The organism is Pelovirga sp. C15f, assembly GCF_057178085.1.
Genome location: NZ_JBXUCV010000001.1, coordinates 715,506 through 736,152, shown reverse-complemented (window position 1 = coordinate 736,152; position 20,647 = coordinate 715,506). Strand labels below are relative to the sequence as shown.

Genomic DNA, 20,647 nt, shown 5'->3' with positions numbered 1-20,647 from the left:
TCATATAGTCAGCAAACAGGTGGACACCTTGCTCTTTGTTAATGATTAAGTGCACCAGGCATCACCAGTCTAGCGCTTGATCAGGCTTGCGGCAGAGAGACCGGCATTAAAGTCACTGCCCATGGCCTGATAAAAAACGGCGCTGTTGATCAAGCGCTGTGCCTTGGACTCGATCAGAGGGATTTGGGTCCGTTGTGCCTGCTGTTGAGCAATGAGCAGCTGCATATAACTGGCCGCACCCAGCCGGTACTGACGCTGCATCAATTCGAGAGAACCCTGGGCCGCTGTGTCAGCGGAGGAAAGGGCTGACAACCGTTGAGCGTCATTCTCCAGTGCTCGCAGCACATCGGCTACGTTGCGCAGAGAATCGAGAACGACGACTTGATAATGCGCCGCCGCCGCATCGAAAACGGCCAGGGCAGCACGTTTTTCAGCCGGTAATCCGGGATTAAACAGCGGTTGTGTCAGCTGTCCAATCAGGCTCCAGACTGCCGAACCGCTGCCGAACAGTGCGCCGGTTGTCAGGGCCTGTGATCCGAGACTGGCGCTGAGGTTGAGTTGAGGGTAAAGGTTGGCGACCGCCACTCCATACTCCGCATTGGCAGCTTGCAGCAATGCTTCGGCGGCCTGGATGTCCGGTCGCGTACGCACCAGTTCGGAAGGAACGATCAGCGGCAGCTCGACGGGCAGGGTGAATTCCTGCAGGGAAAAAGATGGCAGGCTTTTCGCGCTCGGTGGTTGGCCGACGAGAACTGCAAGCAGATGTTGGCTTTGCTGCAGTTGATTAAGTAGCAGCGGAATGCCGGCGCGGGTCTGTTCCACTTCGGTTTGCAGAACCAACACCTCGCTACTCGCGACCTGGCCGAGCCGCAATCGCTCCCGGGTCAGTTCCAGCTGTTCTTCCTGCGCCCGGAGAATGGTCTGCGATATCTGTATTTGTTCCCATAACCTGGCCTGGCTGATGGCGGTGGTGACGATATTACTCACCAGGGTGAGGCGCGCCCCGTCCAGTTGATAGCGCTGGTAATCGCTGCGGGCTTCCAGGGCTTCCAGGGCGCGCCGGTTGCCACCGGCCAGGTCGAACTTGTAACGCACGCCAACGCCGGCATTGTAAAGATCGAAATCCCGGGCGTCGCCCGGCAGCCCCGAGGAGTTGGGATTGAAGCGCTGCTGCTGGCCGGTGAGGCCGGCATCGACCTGTGGATAGCGGGTTAAACCCGCCTGCCCGCTATAAACCTCCTGCGCCTGACGCAAAGCGGCCTGAGCTCCGTCCAGAGTAGGGCTGGCTTGCAAGGCTTCAGCGATCAAGATATTGAGTTTGGCTGAACCAAACTCCTGCCACCATTGGGAATTGCCCCCATCGCCAGTAATAAAGCGCTGGGATCCGCCTATCTTCGTGGGAGCTGAAGCGGTGAAATCAGGTAACGGGGATGTGGTGTAGGTTGCCACTGCGGGGCTTGCCGGACGCTTGAAATCAGGACCAACGGCACAGCCGGCCAGTAAACCGACCAAGAGGACTGAGGCAATGATATTAATCACGCTATGGTTTCTCATTGGTATCTTTCGCTTTAAGTCGTCTTTCGTTTGAAATCTCGTCCTTCGCCAGCTTCCTCGTAGGTTACTCCATCGCGGATGTGGTAGATGCGTTTAAAAGTCGGCATGATCTTTTCGTCATGGGTAACGACGATTATCGCAGTGTCGAACTTGCGCGCCATCTCGTTCAGAATCCGGATCACCGCCAATGCGCGTTCGCTGTCAAGCGGTGCGGTCGGTTCATCTGCGAGAATGACCGGCGGACGATTGACCAATCCACGGGCAATGGCCACCCGCTGCTGCTCCCCGCCGGAGAGTTGCGCCGGCATGGCCTTGGCGCGATGCTCCACATCAAGGGCTTTGAACAGTTCGACGGCCTGTTTACGCGACTCGGCGTTTGATTTTCCGGCGAGCATGGGAAGCAGGGCGACGTTATCGGTAACATCGAGAAAATGGATGAGATAGGGTGCCTGAAAGATGAAGCCGATACGGTCGCGACGCAGGGCACGCAGGTCCTTCACCTTCCAGCCGTCGTCATAGATTACCTCGTCGCCAAGAATCATTCGCCCGGAGGTCGGCGCGATCACCGCTCCCAGGCATTTGAGCAAGGTACTTTTGCCTGATCCGGATGGGCCGACCAGACCGACCACCTCACCCGGGGCGACTTGCATGTCCACGCCCTTCAAAGCATCGACGGCGGTATCGCCGCGGCCGTAACGTTTTTTCAAGTTTTCGATACGAATCCCTTTACCATTCATTTCAGCCACCGATGGCTTCGGCCGGATCGACCTTGAGGGCGACACGAATGGCGATGATGCTGGCGAGTATGCAGATCACCACCACGGCGACAAACCCGATCACTGAGTCGACCGGTTCGAGCAGCACGTATTTGGGAAAGATTGGTGCCATCAGCAAGGTAGCAGTGATTTTTCCGACCACAAAGCCGATCACTCCAAGGGCGATCGATTGTTGCATGATCAAACCGGCAATTGTGCGATTGCGGGTACCGATCAGCTTGAGAACGGCGATCTCCCGAATCTTGCCGAGGGTCAGGGTGTAGATGATAAATGCGACAATCGCCGCACTGACAATCGAAAGGATGACCAGAAACATGGCGATCTGCTTGGCCGAAGTAGCGATCAGTTTGCCGATGAGAATTTCTTCCATCTGGTTGCGGGTATAGACCGTCAAACGCTTCCAGCGACGGATCGACTGTGCCACTTCTTCTGCGTCATGACCCGCTGCAATCTGGACCAGAACGGCATTGACGTATGTGTTGCTGCTTTGGGAAGCGATGATGGCGTCGAGCAACCCCGGAACCTGTGGTCGATTAAAGTTCGGATTGGCGGCGGTGCGACGGCGCTGTTGCAAAATGGCGTCGTTGTCTTTGAGAAACTGGATTTCCTGGGCATCCTTGAGCGGGATAAAAATGATCGGGTCGCCACCGGACGAAACCATCCTTCGAGTGAGGCCAACCACCGTGTAGTGATTGCGGCGGATCTGCAGGCGGTCGCCGAGGTTGAAGCCGGTGGCGATATCAGCCACCGCCTCGTAATGGCCACGGGTGATGTGGCGACCAGCGACGAGATAGGGTGGCCAGCCGAGGGTCCCGGGTTCGCCGGCCATAACGCCGGTAACCATCGACCTCACATCGCGTTCGCCCTGGCGTACCTGCATGGTGAGATAGGTGACATTGGCTACTCTTGCCACTCCCGGCATGGCGTTGATGCCTCGCCAGCTGTCATCGTAGATGCTCGACGCTTCGGCATAGGGACCAAGGGTGTCCTGTTGCACCACCCAGAGATCGGCGCCGATGTTATCGAGCAAGGCTTTACCATCATCCACCATGCCACGGTAGATGCCTGCCATCGACAGGGTCACACCGATCAGCAACCCGAGTCCCAGTCCGGTAAAAACGAACTTTCCCCAGGCGTTCATGATGTCGCGACCGGCCAGACTGATCATTGGGACACCTCGTGGATCCGGTCAACTACATCGATATCGCTGCGTGGTGTCAAGGCTTTTGCGCTGTAGACGATCACCTGTTCACCGACTTCCAGCCCTTCGTGTACCTGGACCCGGCCCTCCAGATCGGTGTTTCCCATGGTGACGTTAGTAAACTGCAGATCGTCATTGATGACCTTCCACACACCTAACTTACCGGCGTAGCGGTGAATGGCTGCATTGGGGATGACCGGCGCAGCCGCAAGCTCCGGCAGGGTTACGGTGATCTCGGCCAGTTCGCCAATCGCAGGTAGCGGTGACGGGAACTGGTCGAATATCACCTTGGCGAGCATCTCCTCGGTCACCGCGTCAGCGATGGGTTCCACCCTTAGAATATGTCCTTGCAAGGCTTCATCCTGGCTGCGCAAGACGATTCGAGCCTCAAGATTGGCGCTCAATCCCCGTGCATGAATCTGATCAAAACGCACGTTGATCCACAGGTTCTGCGGGTCGATCAGCTCCACTACCGCTTGCCCTGCCACCAGGGTGGTGCCAGGATCGGCGTAGCGCAGAGCGACCAGGCTTGCGGCCGGGGCAATAAGAGAGAGGTTCTTGCGCTGAGCGATCAACGCTGCACGTTCGGCACCAATGCGGACAGCCTCTTCCATTGATGCATTCAGACTTGCCTGCGCAATCTGCAACTCATTATTTTTGCCCGCCAGGATCTCCTCGCTGGTCGAGCGGGCGGCGAGCAATTCTTCGTAACGCTGTGCCTGTTTTTGCGCGTAAGCCAGTCGCGCCCGGGCCTCACTGACTTGTGCCTCGGCGCGCATCAGGGCGGCACCCTGGGCACGGATGCGCTGGTCGAGATCGACAGGGTCCATTTCCCCGAGGATTTGTCCGGTCTCGACCTGATCTCCCACCTGTACGTCCAGACGTTTGATCCGCCCGGCGAAGGTAGGACCAATCTTATAGCTGTAACGGGCCTCGACCGTACCGATACCGAACAGTGCCGGCGCTATCGACTGGTGTTCCACTCTGGTAACCGTGACCGGAACCGGCGCCAGCGGCCCCGAACGCAAGGCAACATAGACAAAGAGAATAAGCAGGGGCAACAGCACGAACAGAACCGCCAGGGTACGTTTCTGGACTGGAAGGTTTTTCATGGCATATTCCTGATACCGCGACGAAAGATGGCAAAGACTTTCGGCGCATCATCGCGCATACGATTTAGATCACTGGCAAGCAGCGATTGCATTACCAGTCCCTGGACGGTGCCGATAAAGAGGATAACCGAGGCTTCGGTGTCGAGATGGGCGTCCAGCTCACCGAGGGTCTTGCCTTCATTGAACAAACGCCTCAACCGCTCTCCGTAGCGGTGGATGAGGGTTTGCACCATGCGCTTGGGATTCGTCTGTTCAGCCCGTTGTAATTCGCCAAAAACTAGGCGCGGCACGCCCGGATGCTCGATGACAAACTCCACATGGGCCATGAACATCGCCTCAAGGGCTTCCAGCGGCGAGGTTGTTGTTTGCAATGCTTTATCCACCCGAGTCAGCAAGCGCTCGGCTACCCAGCCCATCACCGACTGCAGGATAGCATCTTTGTTGGGAAAGTGACGAAACAGGGCGCCCTGGGTCAGCCCCATGCGCTTGGCGATGGCTGCGGTGGTAATGTCATTGGGGTTCTGCTCGGCAGCTAATGCGACGACGGCCTCGACGGTTACCGCACGACGTTCATCTGCCGGAAGATTTTTACTGTGTCTAATCATCTTGTCTCCATAAAATAGTAATTAATTACTATCTTATGCTTTCGATTAATTTTGTCAAGGGTGAGGCTGCAATATATCGAAAAAATGTGTCTTATCGATACAATGCGTAAAAAGCATTATCCTTCTTTAAGAAAGTTTTCATGCCGCGACGAGTAGTAAGGCTTTTTTTATAACTAAAAAAGGGGTGCCAGGAAAATTTTGCCGGCACCCCCTTTTACTTATTTGTTGAGTTTTGGCCAGCCGCGGCACGACAACCAGTGCTTCCGTACAGCAGCATTTTCAATCGCCGACCAGATCGCTGCGTTTTGGTTTTCAACCGAGGACATTTTTTGCGCAGAACGAAACTTTATTGTTTGCTGTGTCCAGTTTCTTCTACTTCAGCAATCAGCGCGGCGTAGCCCTGCGCTGCCATGTCTTCCAGCGGGATGAACCTTAATGCTGCGGAGTTCATGCAATAACGCAGGCCGGTTGGAGCCGGGCCATCATTGAAGACGTGTCCCAAATGGGAATCGGCGTAACGGCTGCGGATTTCGGTGCGCACCGAAAAAAAACTTCGATCCTCATGCTCCACCACCCAATCCGGATCGATAGGCCGGGTAAAGCTGGGCCAACCGGTACCGGAATCATACTTGTCGCGGGATGAGAACAGCGGCTCACCGGAGACAACATCTACATAGAGTCCCGGTCGCTTTTCATTATGATATTCGTTCCTGAAGGGAGGCTCCGTACCGTCTTGCTGGGTGATGTGGTACTGCTCCTTGGTCAACCGATCCTTAAGAGCCCGATCGCTTGGTTTTTCGAATGTAGCGGGGTTGAATCCCGCCACCTGGATTGGTTGCCGGTTGGCTTCGCCAGGTTCAATCTGCGCGGAGCCCGCGCCGTTTTGCGGCTGGTACCGGGAATAATCTACTTCCTGGTCTTCTCCCCAGACCTCTTCAATGAACTGGTAGCGACCTGAGTTGAAGGTATAAAACTTATAACGAAGCGGATTTTTCTTGTAGTAATCCTGATGATACTCCTCGGCCTCGTAGAAGACGCTGAAAGGGACGATCTCGATCACTATCGGATCCTCATAACGACCAAACGTTTCCAGCTCAGCCACCGAAATTTCGGCTGCTTGTTTCTCTGCCGGGTTGCGGTAAAAGATCGCTGGTCGATACTGCTTACCGCGATCCACATACTGACCTTCGGCATCCGTCGGGTTGGCGGTTCGCCACAACGCCTGCAGTAACCCTTCGTAGGTGATCATCTGCGGGTCATAATAAACCTGCACAGCCTCTGTGTGGCCGGTCTGACCACCGGCAACCTGCTGATAGTTCGGATTTGTCTCTTCGCCGCCACTGTACCCCGATACTGCTGCTACAACACCGGGAACTTTTTCGAAAGATTCTTCTACACACCAGAAACAGCCACCAGCGAAGGTCGCTATTGCCAGGTCAGGATCGGCCGGGGCATATTTCGAGACCATGGCGTTGGAAAGGTTTAGCTGAAATAAGGCCAGGCCAATTAAAACCGCTGTAAAAATCAGTAACTGATACCGTTTCATAACATTAACCTCCTGCGCAGTGAATATTGTAACCAGTATGCATGAGATTCATCACAACCGGGTCTCCAGAAGATAACATTTTTATAACAACGGTCTGCCGGGAGTGTCGACAGGAAATCGGAGGGAGAAGGAGGCGCCGCCGGCGGGACGGTTTTCAACCTGGATATCACCGCCCTGAAGCGCCATGATCCTGCGGGCAATTGCAAGGCCGAGACCGGCATGGCCGGCACTAAAGGATTCCCCCCGATAAAAAGGATCGAAGATATGTGGCAGGTCCTGCTCTGAAATGCCTGGTCCGGTGTCGCGCACGCAAACCTCCGGGATTCCTCCCACCTGGCCAACAACCACCTCAATGTGACCACCTGCCGGGCTGTAAGCAATGGCATTGCCGATCAGGTTATCCAGCACCCGTTCAGTCATTGCAAGGTCCGCGTAGACGTTGGGCAGCTCTGCCGGATTGCCACTCAGGGTCAGCTCCAGCCGGGTGTCCCGCGCGGCCTGAACGTGCTTTTGAACCACGTCGTTTACCAGGTCGGCGAGGGGGAATGGCTCCGGGGCGGGTTGTCTCTCTCGTGCCTCAAGTGCGGCAAGTTCGAACAGCTCATCAACCAGGTGGCTTAAACGTCGACCTTCCTTTAGGGCAATATCAAGCAAGCGATCCTGTTCTTGTGGACTAAGTCGATCCCGCCTTAATTTCAGGCTTTCGATATATCCCTGTATGGAAGCCAGCGGAGTACGCAGATCATGGGACACCTGGGCGACCAACTGACGACGCTGGGCATCCTTTTCGGTCAGTTGGTCAATCTGGGAGGCAATCCGGCGGGCCATATCATCAAATGTGACGCCCAGATAGTCGATCTCGTCACGAACCAGAGGATGTTGGTCGCGCCAGGTGACTGGTGGCTTCCGGCTCATATCGCTGCTCTCGAAAGTTTCCACCAGCCGGGTCAGGGCGGTAAGACGGCGGGTCAGCATGCGAAAAATCGCCAGCCCCGCGACCATCACCACCGCCAGGCTGGTCAGCAAGGCCCAGGCACTCAGCGCCAGTACCTGCCCCCCCCGTGCCATGGTTTCAGCGGTATCATATTCCTCGCCCCGCAGCACTACGTAAAGATATCCATCCGGATTCTCTGCCGAGGGCACCGGGGTCACAGAAAATACTTTCTGTCGATCATGGCTGCGGGGATCGTCGCCCAGTACGGGGTAACGGCTCATGTCCAACATCAGTTGTCTAATCGGTTCCAGCGAAACCTGTTTACGTTTAATTCTAGCCGGATCGGCCGAATAGGAAAGGATGTTTCCATCCAGGTCAAGCAGATAAATTTCGATGCTGGGGTTGATGGTCATGTACAACGCGAACAGCTCTTTCAGGGCACTTCGGTCAAGTTGTCCATCGCTGACCAGGTTCCTGTCTGACACCAGATTCTTTGCCAGCTCCCGGTGCAACTCCTGATTTACCGACGCACTGTATTCACGCAACGAATAGAGACTGATAATGGTATAAAGCAGGCCGACTGCCAGTAACAATAAAAACAAGCCCAGGGCCAGTCTGGTGTAGAGAGTTTTCAGCATATTTTATTCCCGAAAGCGATAACCCACCCCCCAGACGGTCTGGATAAACTCCGGTCGGGCCGGATCCGTTTCGATTTTGCCCCGCAAACGATTGATGTGGGTATTGACGGTATGCTCGTACCCTTCGTGGCTGTAACCCCAGACGGTGTCCAGTAGCTGGACGCGGCTGAATACCTGACCCGGATGGCCGGCAAAGTGCCAGAGCAGGTCAAACTCCCGTGCGGTGAGTTCTACCTCCTGGTCCCTTACACATACCCGGCGGCGCATCGGATCAATACGCAGTCCAGCTACCGTCAACTCGTCATTGCTGGTTTCTACGGCCGGCGCAGAAGCCATGGCATCCACCCTTCGGAACAGGGCTTTCACCCTGGCGGAGAGCTCGGCCACGCTGAAGGGTTTGGTGAGGTAATCATCCGCCCCAATTTCAAGGCCCAGAACCCGATCTAGCTCCGTGCTTTTAGCCGTGAGCATCAGCACTGGAACATAACCCGAACCGGCGCGGATTTCGCGGCACACGGACAACCCGTCCATTCCGGGCAACATGAGGTCGAGAATCACAAGGTCAATACCCCCTTCTCGAAAGCGCGCGAGCCCCATATCCCCCCGTTCACACAGAACGGGGTTCATGCCGAGTTCAGCTATATGGATACCTACGAGCTCACCAATACCCGGGTTGTCCTCAATGATCAGTACATTTCGAGTCATCTTTTCCTGGTTCTGGTGCCCTTTGTCGGCACCCCGCTACTTCATGGAGTCTGACTTGTCCCTGCTGTCGTCCTTCATGGTCATGTTATCCTTTGACATCCCCTCATCTTCCATACTGTGCTCCATAGAGTCCGACATGTCATCCTTCTTCATGACCTGATGATCCATTGACTCTTTCATGTTGTCCTTCATCATCCCCTCTGAGGACATCATTTCTGCCGCCTGGCTGACACTGATTATCAGTCCGAATAGACATATTGTAGCGAGTGTAGTGAATTTTTTCATAGTGATATCTCCTTAAGGGTTTTAACCTGCCGATGTGGCTGGTCATGAGTTCATCATCAGCGAACGCCATCACAGGAGAATCACGGAGTGTTAAACAGTGTATCGCAAAATGTTAACAAAAATGTCACAGCACCAAAGGAAGCGCCCCTGGATAAACTGCCTCTCAGAGCTAATAAGTATTAAGGTAGTGGAACCCATTACTCACATGAACTGTTACATGGGCGCCCAGAGTTTTACGCCGGAGTGATGTGATGTGGTCTGTTCCCAGGAAGCCCACTGCAATATGGGGTTTGGATTGCGAAAAAACATGAAGGGTTCTGGTTACTGCACTGTGAAACTCGCCAGAATGCTCTCACTAATCCCACCCCGCCCATCATTGGCGACAACTTTCCAATAGTAGCTGCCTGGGCTTAATGGTCCGATGGTCTGACTGAAATCGTAGGCAGTCGTTTGTGGACTGTCGCTGTTTCCGCTGCCACCGCCGCCGCCACAGGAAATCACCAACCCCAGGATAAAAGGAATAAGCATGATGATGACGAGCTTTCCCCATCGACGTGATCGGGCCATTCCAAACAAGGACAGTCCAAAAAGGGTAGTAGCAAAAGCACCAGCACCGATATCAAGAGGATTGTTCAGATAGGGATTGTCAGCGACGACGACAACATAAGAGAGCGCATCGCCATCAAGATCAGTCGCTTCTTCCCAGGCCAGGGTTATGATGTCGGTTGATGTGAAAATGGTATCTGCTGTCGGTGCGATGATTTGGGGTGGTAACGGGGGGGAGTTGCCGGCAATATCGGGCAATAAGTCGTTTTCAATAAGATTGAGAGCGTTAACCACATCGAGAAGTCCGAAACCGTAGGCATCATCCACACCGGGTGGACCAAGATCGATTGCGGAATACTTCAGTGCCATGTCTATTTCCGTAACGCCGAGATTCAGATTAAGGTTGTTTGCAGCACTGAGCAAGAGCGCCACAGCGCCGGTGACATGAGGTGCCGAAAAAGAAGTGCCTGACACATACTGATAGGAGGTGTTTTCTCCGCTGCCGCCTGCTGCCGCTTTAAGCATTATTCCGGGAGCTACCAGGTCAGGGTAGGTCATGTCCTCAGGACAAGCAGATGGCCCCCGCGAACTGAACCCGGCGATGGCATTATCCGGCCACGTTGCCCCAACGGAAAAGCTTTCAGGATAATTGGCTGGGCTGATGCTGGTTGCAGTATCTGGTCCATTATTGCCGGCTGCAGATACAACAAAGATTCCAGCGGCCTTAATGGTTTGAATGGCCGTACGTAAATGATAGGTACTGCTCCCGGAACCAAAGGTGGACAAACAGTTTCCTGCTTCATCATCAAATCCCCAGGAGTTGTTAATGACCGCTGGTGCCCGGTCCGGATCACCTCCAGGGCTCAGAACCCACTGCAATGCCTCAATGATATAGGAGAGGTTTCCCGTGCCATCGTCACGAAATAATTTTGCTGCAATCAGGCTGGCCCCCGAAGCCATACCGATTGTGCTGCCACTATGATGACCACCGAGGGCAACGCTGGCTACGCCGGTGCCATGATATCCGCCAAAATCATAGGGTCTCGTGCTGTCAGTATAAGGGTCGAACCAGTCTCCGTCCTCGCCGCGCCAGCTCCCTGCCAGATCCGGATGATCAATGTTGACACCTGAGTCGAGAATGGCAATGGTGATGCCTGTACCATCATAGCCACGTTGCCAGAGGAATGGCGCACCGGTTAGTGCAATATTCCATTCTGTCGAGCTGGTGTCGGTGGCGAGATTCGAGGGTAGCCGAATCTCTTCATCAAGGCTGATTGCCTGAACGTAAGGGACTGAAGCCAATTCTGCGAGAAGTTCAGGCGGCGCAGTTAATGCCATGCCGTTGATAAGCCATAAGGGCCGGACAGCTGTGAGGTTGTGTTGACCCAACAATTGATGAAGTTGTTTCAGATTTTTCTCGGAAGCGGATTTCAACTCCTGGATAATCTCGTTACGCTGACGCGGTCCCAATCTTCTGGCGAGCATGACCGGGGTTTCATCTGTGGTTAATGTCACAATGACCGAAACAGATTCTGAAGAGTTTTGATCCAGGACTGATTGAAGCTTTGGCGAGAAGACCTCAGCAGCAACAGTCATGGGTGGAGGGACCGTCAACAAAAGGCCTAGAATGGCTGATAAAATGATTTTCATCGGCATCGTCGGTCATCTCGTTATGGAGTTGTAGCGTTCGCAGAAAAACCTACAGACACCCCGAAAAAGCTCGGAGTTATCTGTAGGTTACAGCAAAGCAGGAGTTACTGTCACTAGAGCATGCGCTTAAGTGCTTCGATGCGCTCTTCGAGGGGCGGGTGAGTCGTGAAAAAACGCCTGATTCCTTGCCCTTTAGCCCCGGAGATACCAAATGCTGCTATCTGCTCCGGTAGCTGTGCCTGACCGCTGTTGCGCTTAAGCTTTTCCAGTGCTGCAATCATTTTTTCACGGCCGGACAAGCGTGCCGCTCCAGCATCTGCCCGGAACTCCCGTTGGCGACTGAACCAGAAAACGATAACACTGGCAAGGATACCAAAAACAATTTGGGCAATAATCGAGGTAATGAAAAACGCCGGGCCGTGGCCGCGTTCAGTTTTGAAGACCACCCGGTCGACCAGATGGCCAACAACCCGTGACAGGACAATAACAAAAGTATTTACAACCCCCTGGATCAGCGCCAGGGTGACCATGTCGCCGTTGGCAACGTGACTGACTTCGTGCGCCAGAACGGCTTCCGCTTCATCTCGGGTCATCGACTGCAAGAGGCCGGCGCTGACTGCCACCAGGGCGCTGTTACGGCGCATGCCGGTAGCAAAGGCATTAATTTCGGGGGCGTTATAGATGGCCACTTCCGGCATGCCGATGCCGGCAATTTCAGCCTGATGTTTTACCGTCTGCAGCAGCCAGGCTTCAGCTTCATTGCTGGGGGTGGTAATCACTTTGGCACCGGTCATGCGCTTGGCGATGAATTTGGACATGGCCAGGGAGATAAAGGCGCCGCCAAAACCGAATACTGAAGCAAAAATGAGCAGATTGGTCATGTCCAGACCGACACCCTGCTCGTCGAGCATGCTTCCCACACCGAGCAGATTCAAGACAATGCTCAAAACAAAAATAATTGCCAGGTTGGTGGCGATAAAGAGTAATACGCGTTTCATAACTGCTTGATCCTCCATATAAATAATGATTCAAATAGCTTTAGTAGTTAAATGTTTTGAGTTTTTTGTCGTAGCGACAAAAGCCTCATGACAAAGTTTACAGTTAATTATTATGCGTTATCGGTCGAAGGTGTCAAGGTAAACCGGTCAGGTTTTAAATGATATAATAAACCATATGAGGGGCGAAGCAGGGTTAGAATAAAATCTGCTATAATGTCGACAGCTAGACTAACAGGAGGAGGATTATTATGCTCAGTGTGCCGGTTGTTTATGAAGATGGAATGATGGATCAGGTTGATCCACGCAGTCTTCAAATCCTCATTGAAGAGGAGATAATCATCAAGTTTCAGCGTGGTGAGGGGTGGGCATATGTCGGCGTAGATCCGGTTCGCAGAAAACCAAGAGATCACTATCCCGGGCCCGAGCGACGCCAAATGCATTAAGGCTTTTGAGCCTGTATTGATTGATTCGCCTGCTCGGTTACGGGAGCAGGCGGGTCAGGCGAAATTGATAATTGCGTAATACCGACATGACACGGGTACGCTGTTCCTTGCCCATGCGCAGCAGGATTTTCTGTCCGGCAGACAGGTTTTCCAGGGTCGGGTCAGCGTAGGTGTAGTTAACCGAGGGCCGTTTCAGCGCCAGCGGATCATCAGGATTCGGTGTTTCCAGAAGATGGGCGAGCACGTAAACCAGACGATCGTTGAAATAGGCGTTTGGATAGCCCAACTGTTGATAAGCCGTTTGCAGCAAAGGATAAAGATAAACATAGACTCTGATGACCGTATCAGGGTTGGTATCTTCCAGCAGATTCAGGTAGGGAGCATAGCGCTGATAGTTTTCTTGAGAAATTCGCAGGCTCTCTTCCTCTCCCACCGCTGCAAAGCTCCCTTCAGGAAATTCAAAGGGGAGGTGAGCCAGTGGCAGTTTTTTTTCCGGCAGGTTGTTGATGGTCAGCACCAGGCGCTGGATAAAGCTGTTCACGATCACCAGATCGCTGGATCGGCGGCCGGCCAACAGTCCAACCAGGGCCTGATCGACCAGGACATCACTTTTATCAATCGCCGGCAGAGTTTCAGGCAAGTCGCTCAGCGGGTCATTCAGCGGCGTTGGTGATACCTCTTCAAGCGGTGGCTGCAGGACAGGGGCCGGTTCCGGTGCCGGTACGCTATCTGGAACTGGATAGCGTACCACAGGGCGCTTGAGTGGTTCCTGCGGGGGGGCCGGGATAACCGGATCGCCGACAATGACATCATCAACGCGACTGTGAAAATAGATTGATAATCCAAAAGCAATAACCACCGCCAGCAGGAAATAGATGATCAGATTAGTAGTTTTCATGGACTCTTCTTTTCTGACGTGGGTAAAGTAACGACCGTTTCATCACTAAGGTAACATCTATAGCTGATTGACAGGTATTCTATTCTGTGCCGGCGCTTGATGGTTCATCGTTAACCGAAGATTGATGCCGCCTGATCCGCACTGATTTTTTCAAGGGCAGGTGGCCCACCATCGGCCATCTGCGGGGCGACAAGCCAATAATGCCAGAGACTGTTGTCAGTCGGATAACGGTACAGCATTCCCACGTCGGTGTCCCCCTGCTTGACCAGTATCAGACGCTTGGCGATGAGCCACTCAATGCGCATCCAGCCTGAGTCCTTTTCAACCCGGCTACCGAGATCGATCCAGAAGCCGCGAATGAGGGTGGTTTCCGGGGTTAATTCATAGTCTGTCAGCTCAATGTCCATGGTTATGGTTTGCCTGTTCACTCGATGAGATTATGGGGTTCGAAAAACGTAAGCAAGAGCAGCAGTGAACATGTCGGTCAATGATTTGCCGACAGTCCGATTTTATCCAGCATCCAGATTCGCCTTCATTGTAACGAAAATGGCACTGCAAAAGTAGTGAAAATCACAAGCGTCCTGTTGTCGTTGCGAGCGCTCGGGTTTGAATCCTTGTCTGTTATGTGGTAATTCTGGCATGGCAATTCCGGCTGTTTTTCCCTGTCATTCCTTTTGTCCTGAAAGATTTATCATGGTCAACAGTTTTTCGCAGCAGATTCTTGCGGCTGTCGAAGAGGGCGCTGTCGTTTTGACTGCTAACAAACGTCTGTTCCGCCATCTGCGTACGATTTATGATCGTTCTATGGTCGAGAAGGGGGTTCCGGTATGGCCAGGTGCGGGTATTTTCCCCTATACAGCCTGGTTGCAGCAGTGTTTAGACCGACTTGGCGAAAGTAACCGCCTGCTGACAGCCTATCAGCAACATCATCTGTGGGAAAACTTTATTTCTTCCGCGACTCGTGGTTCCGTTCTGGAATTGATGAATCTTGATCGCACCACTGATACCGCAGTGCGTGCCCATAATTTATTAAGTGAGTACGAACTGGTTCCGCAGTGCCGTTATTTAACCGCCGACCAGCAAATGTTCTGTGACTGGCGCAATCAATATTTGCGTTTATGCGAAGACCGCCAGTGGCTGGATGAGGGGGGGCTTTCAACCCGGGTTCTGGACGCATTTGCCAATAATCAATTGCCCCTGCCAAAGAAAATACTGCTGGTTGGTTTTGATCAACCGCCGCCCGGTGTAATCAGACTCAAAGCGCTGATGAATGAACGTGGATTGCCCTGCAGTGAATTCGATATGAGTCAGGGAACAGAGGGGCAAGTTGTACGCTTTGCTGCTGTTGATGAAGATGATGAAACTTTGCGGATGGCTCGCTGGGTACGTTTGTTGCTGGATCAGGGGGAGGACTCCATTGGTATCGTTGTTCCCGATCTGCAGCACCGACGTGCGCAGATTGAGCGCGCTCTAAGGCAGCAGATTGACCCGATGGCGGCAGTTCAATTTGATCAAACAAGCTTGTTCGGGCTTTCTCTCGGTTCCCCTCTGGCCCAACAGGGGGTTATTGCGGCCGCCCTGGCATGTCTGGATGTCCAGCCACAGATGACCATGGATCGGGTTTCATGTCTGTTGCGGACCCCTTTTATCAGCGGCAGCCAGCAGGAGGCAGATCGACGAGCCCTGTTTGACCGACGTCTGAGATCACTCCAGCAGCAAAAGTTCAGTCTTGCTGCCTTGCTGCGGCTGGCTAGGGGGTTTGGCGGACTGCCTGGTTTTGAAGGTTTTTTGTCCGGCCTGAAGGATATAAATCAGCGTGCGGTGGCGGCAGAAGAGTGGGCCGATCTTTTTGCCGCGGAGCTCAAGTCCTGCGGTTGGCCACAAGGAGCCCCTTTATCGAGTACCAGTTATCAAGCGGTAACAGCCTGGTACGACAAGGTCCTGAGCAGCCTAGCAGCAGTTGACCCCAACGCTGAAGCGCTCGAACGCAGCCGGGCGCTGCGGATAGTACGCAGAATCGCCAGCGAGACAGACTTTCAACCACAACGAGCGAGCGGACCGGTGCAGGTGGTCGGTCTGCTGGAATCGTCGGGGCTGTACTTCGAGCATCTTTGGGTAATGGGATTGGATGCCGGTACCTTGCCGGCTTATCCACGACCCAACCCATTTATCCCTTTTCGTCTGCAGGAAGAAATGCAGATGCCTCATTCCAGCTTTGCCCGTGAACTGGAGTTTGGCGGTCAGGTATTGTCACGTTTGCGCTGTGCCGCCGGTAATATTGTGTTCAGCTATCCACAACGCTCAGGTGATACCGACTTGAGTCCGAGTCCTTTAATCAAAGATATTGATCTGGTTGATACCCTGCCCCTGGCTGAGTGTGCCGGTCTGTCGTACCGGATGCAAAGCATGCTTGCCGAACTCGAACCCTGGCAGGATGACCAGGGACCACCATTGTTGATCCCCCAGTCCAGCGGTGGTACTCGTTTGCTTCAAGACCAGGCCCATTGTCCTTTTCGTGCATTTTTTCACCATCGCCTGGCGGTGCGTCGTTTTGATCAAGTCGCAGTCGGCTTGTCGCCCCTGGTACGCGGCAGTCTGCTGCATCTGGTCTTGCAGGAACTCTGGCGACAATGGGGCAATCAGTACCACTATCTGCAATTAACTGGTACACAGGTGCAAGAGGAAATCGTGGCGGCAGTTGAAAAAGCCGTGGCGACCGGGTTGGGCACAGACACTGACTTTCAGCAGCAGCTTTGTCTATTGGAAAGACAGCGCCTGGTCAGGCTGGTAAGCGAATGGCTTGAAAACATCGAACGCCGCCGTGACCCCTTCACGGTTGTCCAGCTCGAACAGAGTCATCAGGCTAATATCGGCCCGCTAGAGTTGACATTGACGGTTGATCGTGTCGATGAGTTGGTCGGTGGTGAGCGGATTATTATTGATTATAAAACCGGTAGCGCCGTGAATATTGCCGACTTTTTAACAGAGCCTTTGATTGAACCGCAGTTGCCGAGCTATGCCGTTGCCGGAGGCGAAAAGAACGAGCGGGCGCAGGGGATCGTGGTCGCGCTGGTTAAGGCCGGTCAGTGCCGTTTAAAAGGTATCACCAGTGACGACGGTATGCTGAACAAAGTGCGCACCGTGGCAGCGTTGCCAAAAGCCCAGGAGATCGGCGTCAGTGACTGGAGCACCCTGGTTGATTTCTGGCACCGGGAACTCAATCAACTAGCGACCGATTTTGCCGCCGGTACTGCTGCTGTCAAGCCGTTTGATCCGCTGAGAAGCTGTCGCTATTGTGATTTGCCAGGCCTGTGCCGCATCGGAGATATTGAAGAGGAGGGGAGCGATGAGTAGCGCCGACCAACAACAACGTCTCCAGGCCATCGACACCAATATCTCCTGTATTGTTCAGGCCCCAGCCGGTTCAGGAAAGACCGAGCTGTTGATCCAGCGGTTGCTGGCATTGCTGGCTGTGGTCGACAAACCGCAACAGATTCTGGCGATCACTTTTACCAATAAGGCTGCTGCCGAAATGCGTCGGCGTTTACTTGAATCCCTGGCCCTGGCCCAGAGCGCTCCACAACCTCAGGCGGAGCACGAAGCCCTGACCTGGCGCCTGGCGCGCCTGGCGCTGGACCGCCAAGGGGAGAGTCTGCTGCTGAATCCTGCCCAATTGGCGATTCAGACGATTGACAGCTTCTGTGCCACCATCGTCCGCAAGATGCCCTGGGTAACCCGCTTTGGGGGCATGCCGGAGATGAGTGACGATGCATCGGAACTGTACGCGGCGGCAGTAACCCAACTTCTCGCGCAACTGGAACAGCCGGGCCCGGTCAGTAACGCCCTAAAGATCGTTCTTGAACATCTGGATAACGACATGGCCGTAGTGCAGCGCATGCTCATCAGCCTGCTCGGCCGGCGCGATCAGTGGCTCAGACACTTGACCAGCGATAAAGACCAGCTCTACCGTGAGCTGAATGCCGGCCTTGAACACATCTGTACCGAACATCTGGAGCGCGCCCATCAGAGTATTCCTGTTTCTCTTGTAACTGAGCTGCTGGCCTGTATTGATTTTGCTGCGCACCACTGTCCTGAAGAAGCCGCCATTGCTCTTTGGCGTGGACAGGATGTGTTGCCGCCGGCCACCATGGAACAGATGCCTTTATGGTGCGGACTTGCCGATTTTCTGTTGACCGGTTCCGGCATCTTCAGGAAATCGTTGAACAAAAATATCGGCTTTCCTGCCGGTAATCACTCCAAAGCTGCCAAGCAGAGAATGGCCAGCCTGTTGGAACAGTTTGAACGGGTCCCTGATCTGGCTGTCGCCTTTGAGCTCCTGCGTTCCCTGCCACGACAGCTTTACAGCGCCAAACAGTGGCAACTGCTGGATGCCTTGTTTGACTTGCTGCCGCTTTTGGTGGCGCAGCTGTGGCTGGTGTTCCGTTCACGCGGCCAGGCAGATTTCACCGAGATTGCCCTGAAGGCGAATCAGGCCCTGGGGAATGCTGATAACCCGAGCGAGTTGCTGTTACAGTTGGATTATCAACTGCAGCATATTCTGGTTGATGAGTTTCAGGATACATCACGTTTACAGTATCAGTTGTTCAGTACTCTGACGGCCGGCTGGACCGCAGGCGATGGTCGCTCCCTGTTTCTGGTCGGTGATCCAATGCAATCGATTTATCGTTTCCGTGAAGCCGAGGTCGGGCTTTTTCTCCATAGTTTTAAAGGGTCTTTCGGTAGTGCTAACCTGCCGCTGACCCCCTTAGTCCTATGCTGTAATTTCCGTTCGCAACTGGGGATAGTTGATTGGGTCAATAAGGCTTTTACAACCATTTTCCCGGCCCGGATGGATGTCACTTCCGGTGCCGTGCCGATGGCTACTGCACAGGCCGTTAAACCTGCGCTGGATGGTAATGCGGTCCAGGTTCACCCCTATGCCGCCGTCGATGATGGCGCAGAAGCCAAGCGGGTTGTCGCTATTATCGAAGCTTCCCAGGCCCAGGATCCGCAGCAGACCATTGCTGTCCTGGTGCGTGGGCGTAACCATTTGCGCCAATTGTTGCCGTTGTTGCGTCAGCGCGGTATCGACTACCAGGCCAAAGACATCGATCGTCTCGAAGCTCGCCCGGCAGTGCTCGATATTGTTCACTTGACGCGCGCGCTGCTTCATCGGGGCGATCGCCTGGCCTGGACCGCGATCCTCAGGGCGCCCTGGTGTGGTCTGACCCTGGACGATCTTTATACCCTCTGTGACAACCCTCACGAGCGAACCATTCCATCCATGCTGGCGGATATGTCCGTCATTGCGCGTTTGAGTGACGACGGCCGCCGGCGTCTTGAGCGGGTTTGGCCTGTTCTCCAGCGGGGGATAAAGGCTCGATCCCAGTTGCCGTTGCGTGATCTGGTTGAAGGCTGCTGGGTGGCCCTCGGAGGTCCGGTGGGGCTCTCGGAGACTGTCATTACAGATATCAATCTGGTATTCGCGCTGATTGAAGAGCTTGATCAGGGGGGAGACCTGACAGATATGGAACAATTGGCACGACGTTTACAGCAGCTTTATTCTCCTCCCGACAGTCACGCGAGCGGTAAACTCCAGATCATGACGATTCATAAAGCCAAAGGATTACAGTTTGATACCGTCATTCTTCCGGGTCTGGGAAAGAAAACCCGTACCTCCGACGCCCCCTTGTTGCGCTGGCTTGAACATCCGGAACATGGCCTGCTGCTGGCCCCGGTCAGCGCCCGCGGCAGTGGGGAAAAAGACCCGGTTTACCAGTTGGTTGCACACCTGGAGGCGTCTAAGGACGATTTTGAAAATGCGCGACTTTTATATGTTGCGGCCACCAGGGCCATCCGTCATCTGCACCTGCTCGGACATGCCCAGTCTGACCAGAATGGGGATTTAAAGCCGACGACGGGATCCCTGCTGGAAAAACTCTGGCCCGAGGTTAGCCGTGCCTATGAACAACCTGAACCGTCGGTGGAGACGGTCGTAACTGAAAATCGGTTGGTAAGGCTCCAGCGTTTGAAGAGTTCGTGGATTTTGCCACCATCTGCGGGTGTTCCAACGATCTCCTGGCCTGCTGAAAAAACAGCTTCCATGCCTGCTGCCGAGAACCTGGTTGAGACCCTGTACAGTGGCTGGGAGAAGTCTCTTCATCGCCATGTCGGCACCCTGGTTCACCAGATTTTTGAACGAATTACCCAGGTCGGAACCGGTGCCTGGAACGGTGTGAAAGAGGCTCAACGGATAGGGGAGATCCGGCAATCGTTACGTGGATTAGGTGTTAGACAAAAGGATCTGACAGAAGCGACACAAAAGGTGATAGCGGCTGTTGACCGAACATTGGCGAGTCCACGTGGAAAGTGGTTGTTGGCTTCCTATGTTGACCAGGCAGCAGAGCTCGCCTTATGTGGGTTGAAAGATGAACAGATGATCCATGCGGTAATTGACCGGACCTTCGTCGCTGACGGTCTGCGCTGGGTTGTTGATTATAAGACCAGCACACCTGCTCAGGGGGAAAAACTGGAAGATTTTTTTCAGCGTGAAGGGTCTCGCTATCAACCGCAACTGCAGATATACGCAGAACTGATGCGGCGCTTTGATCCGGATCATCAAGTCAGGGCCGCCTTATATTTTCCATTGGTAGATGGCTGGCTTGAAATTGATACCGCAAATACTTCCTCTGCGCCCTGATGCGTCAACCCGCCGGCCTGTTTGTGGCACAGCCACTGCTACTGACCGCTCCTGTT

At 54.0% G+C, this 20,647-nt stretch carries 16 protein-coding genes; 3 read left to right on the top strand and 13 right to left on the bottom strand.

Going from position 1 to position 20,647, the window contains the following annotated elements:
- Positions 1 to 69: 69 nt before the first annotated feature.
- From AC1931_RS03490 to htpX, 11 genes are all read right to left on the bottom strand, one after another.
- Positions 70 to 1,539 carry an efflux transporter outer membrane subunit gene (locus AC1931_RS03490; protein WP_483875838.1) on the bottom strand — a complete coding sequence of 490 codons (1,470 nt, stop codon included), beginning with the start codon at positions 1,537 to 1,539 and terminating at the stop codon, positions 70 to 72.
- A gap of 29 nt (positions 1,540 to 1,568) precedes the next feature.
- On the bottom strand, positions 1,569 to 2,291 hold the full coding sequence (locus AC1931_RS03485; RefSeq protein ID WP_483876162.1) for an ABC transporter ATP-binding protein: 723 nt from the start codon (positions 2,289 to 2,291) through the stop codon (positions 1,569 to 1,571).
- 1 nt (position 2,292) lies between these two features.
- Entirely contained in the window at positions 2,293 to 3,498 is a 1,206-nt protein-coding gene (locus AC1931_RS03480) for an ABC transporter permease (RefSeq protein ID WP_483875837.1), read from the bottom strand.
- A complete protein-coding gene (locus tag AC1931_RS03475) occupies positions 3,495 to 4,643 on the bottom strand; it encodes an efflux RND transporter periplasmic adaptor subunit (RefSeq protein WP_483875836.1) in 1,149 nt (382 codons plus the stop codon). Before AC1931_RS03475 ends, AC1931_RS03480 begins: the two co-directional genes overlap by 4 nt.
- The gene (locus AC1931_RS03470) at positions 4,640 to 5,248 is read right to left on the bottom strand and encodes a TetR/AcrR family transcriptional regulator (RefSeq protein WP_483875835.1); all 609 of its coding nucleotides are present in this window, start codon (positions 5,246 to 5,248) and stop codon (positions 4,640 to 4,642) included. The genes AC1931_RS03475 and AC1931_RS03470 overlap by 4 nt, the downstream gene beginning before the upstream one ends.
- A 346-nt stretch (positions 5,249 to 5,594) precedes the next feature.
- Positions 5,595 to 6,794, bottom strand: coding sequence for a peptide-methionine (R)-S-oxide reductase MsrB (gene msrB, locus AC1931_RS03465; RefSeq protein WP_483875834.1), 1,200 nt, complete (start codon positions 6,792 to 6,794; stop codon positions 5,595 to 5,597).
- 81 nt (positions 6,795 to 6,875) lie between these two features.
- Positions 6,876 to 8,366 carry a HAMP domain-containing sensor histidine kinase gene (locus tag AC1931_RS03460; protein ID WP_483875833.1) on the bottom strand — a complete coding sequence of 497 codons (1,491 nt, stop codon included), beginning with the start codon at positions 8,364 to 8,366 and terminating at the stop codon, positions 6,876 to 6,878.
- Positions 8,367 to 8,369: 3 nt separating this feature from the next.
- Positions 8,370 to 9,071 carry a winged helix-turn-helix domain-containing protein gene (locus AC1931_RS03455; RefSeq protein WP_483875832.1) on the bottom strand — a complete coding sequence of 234 codons (702 nt, stop codon included), beginning with the start codon at positions 9,069 to 9,071 and terminating at the stop codon, positions 8,370 to 8,372.
- A 36-nt stretch (positions 9,072 to 9,107) separates the two neighbouring features.
- A complete protein-coding gene (locus AC1931_RS03450; RefSeq protein ID WP_483875831.1) occupies positions 9,108 to 9,356 on the bottom strand; it encodes a hypothetical protein in 249 nt (82 codons plus the stop codon).
- Between the two features lie 321 nt (positions 9,357 to 9,677).
- Positions 9,678 to 11,417: a S8 family serine peptidase gene (locus tag AC1931_RS03445; protein ID WP_483875830.1), complete on the bottom strand. Its 1,740-nt coding sequence runs from the start codon at positions 11,415 to 11,417 to the stop codon at positions 9,678 to 9,680.
- A gap of 248 nt (positions 11,418 to 11,665) precedes the next feature.
- Positions 11,666 to 12,550 (bottom strand): protease HtpX, encoded by an 885-nt coding sequence (htpX, locus tag AC1931_RS03440; protein ID WP_483875829.1) that lies wholly within the window; start codon positions 12,548 to 12,550, stop codon positions 11,666 to 11,668.
- 248 nt (positions 12,551 to 12,798) lie between these two features.
- On the opposite strand from htpX, the gene AC1931_RS03435 reads away from it, so the two are divergent.
- Entirely contained in the window at positions 12,799 to 12,993 is a 195-nt protein-coding gene (locus tag AC1931_RS03435) for a GSU3473 family protein (protein ID WP_483875828.1), read from the top strand.
- A gap of 37 nt (positions 12,994 to 13,030) precedes the next feature.
- Here AC1931_RS03435 and AC1931_RS03430 read toward each other — a convergent pair whose 3' ends face one another.
- Both AC1931_RS03430 and AC1931_RS03425 read right to left on the bottom strand, forming a co-directional pair.
- On the bottom strand, positions 13,031 to 13,891 hold the full coding sequence (locus AC1931_RS03430; RefSeq protein ID WP_483875827.1) for a DUF3014 domain-containing protein: 861 nt from the start codon (positions 13,889 to 13,891) through the stop codon (positions 13,031 to 13,033).
- A 110-nt stretch (positions 13,892 to 14,001) separates the two neighbouring features.
- Positions 14,002 to 14,298, bottom strand: coding sequence for an Imm27 family immunity protein (locus tag AC1931_RS03425; protein WP_483875826.1), 297 nt, complete (start codon positions 14,296 to 14,298; stop codon positions 14,002 to 14,004).
- A 286-nt stretch (positions 14,299 to 14,584) separates the two neighbouring features.
- Here AC1931_RS03425 and AC1931_RS03420 point away from each other — a divergent pair, with 286 nt between their 5' ends.
- Entirely contained in the window at positions 14,585 to 17,245 is a 2,661-nt protein-coding gene (locus AC1931_RS03420; protein WP_483875825.1) for a PD-(D/E)XK nuclease family protein, read from the top strand.
- Positions 17,238 to 20,591, top strand: coding sequence for a UvrD-helicase domain-containing protein (locus tag AC1931_RS03415; protein WP_483875824.1), 3,354 nt, complete (start codon positions 17,238 to 17,240; stop codon positions 20,589 to 20,591). Before AC1931_RS03420 ends, AC1931_RS03415 begins: the two co-directional genes overlap by 8 nt.
- Positions 20,592 to 20,647 lie beyond the last annotated feature (56 nt).